Annotated in this window: 1 protein-coding gene; it reads left to right on the top strand. The window is 34.0% G+C overall.

Annotated elements, in window-relative coordinates; genetic code table 11:
- Positions 1-203 precede the first annotated feature (203 nt).
- The gene (locus KW502_RS15230) at positions 204-1,196 is read left to right on the top strand and encodes an IS110 family RNA-guided transposase (protein ID WP_219041403.1); all 993 of its coding nucleotides are present in this window, start codon (positions 204-206) and stop codon (positions 1,194-1,196) included.
- The last annotated feature ends 41 nt before the right edge of the window (positions 1,197-1,237 follow it).

Here is a 1,237-nt window from a genome sequence, read left to right as displayed (position 1 = left end):
CAACGTGTTTCTTTAGTTTGTATTAAATAACTTTATATAGAAAAAGAGGAGAACTATAACGTGTTTTAGATTAGTGATCCCTTACACGTACGAGTCCTCTCATTCTATAAAGTTGCAAAGAACCATTTGGAATACCAGGCGTATAAGATCCCGATAAAGGAAGTAGTTTTTGCAACCTATTTAATCACTCTAATTGTAAAAATATGAAAAATTACAAAGAAGTAGTCGGCATTGATGTATCAAAAAAAACAATAGATGCATATTGCTACCATGGTCAAGTACACAAAGAGTTTGTGAATGATATTGTAGGCTATAAAAGCCTTATAAAATGGGTTTTCAAAGTTTGTAAAGAAGCTACTGTTTTTTACTGTTTTGAGAATACAGGATATTATTCTTTAAAGTTAGCACTTTATTTATCTAGTCAAAACATCGTTTATGTAGAAGAGAGTCCGTTGAAAATTAAGCGTTCATCTGGGATAGTAAAAGAAAAAACAGATGTATTAGACGCTTGCTTAATCGCTCGTTATGCATGGTTATATCGCGAAGAATTAAAGCCAAGTACAGTAAAGAGTATGTCTCATTTAGAGTTAGGAAGATTGCTAGCCTTAAGAGATCAAATAGTACGGAATAATGCAGGTCTAAAAGGAACATTAAAAGAGATGAAAATCTTTTTGACTAGTCCAACAACAGATGCTGGATGTATCAGTATAAAACGAAGTATTGAATACCTAACAAAGCAAGTTACATGCATAGAAAAGCGGATAAAAGAGATTATGTCTGAAGAGACTTCTATGCAGAAAAATTATGAATTACTAACCAGCCTTAAAGGTTTTGGTTTAGTCATAGCAAGTCAGTTAATCTACCATACCGGAAACTTTACACGTTTCGATAATTGGCGAGCCTTTTCCAGTTATTGCGGTACGGCTCCCTTCGAGCATCGTTCAGGAACTAGTATTCATCGCAGAAAGCAATGTCATTATTTGGGAGACAGGAAAATGAAAAGTTTGTTGAGTATGGCCAGTGTATCGGCAATCCAACACGATAGTGAATTACGGTTATATTACAACAAAAAATTAGCCGAAGGAAAAGATAAAATGTTAGCAGTAAATAATGTTAGAAATAAACTAATAGCTCGAGCATTTGCTGTAGTTAAGCGAGGGACACCTTATGTGGTTCTTCAGCAACACGCAGCATAATAAAAACTGATTTTTTATTAGGATTTGATCTTGGAATACGT

The sequence above is a fragment of the Mesonia aestuariivivens genome (assembly GCF_019311235.1).
Lineage (GTDB): Bacteria > Bacteroidota > Bacteroidia > Flavobacteriales > Flavobacteriaceae > Mesonia > Mesonia aestuariivivens.
This window is presented reverse-complemented; position numbering and strand designations above follow the sequence as displayed.

Coding starts and splice junctions, on each gene's coding strand:
- KW502_RS15230 (WP_219041403.1), top strand. CDS start 204: ATGAAAAATTACAAAGAAGTAGTCGGCATTGATGTATCAAAAAAAACA.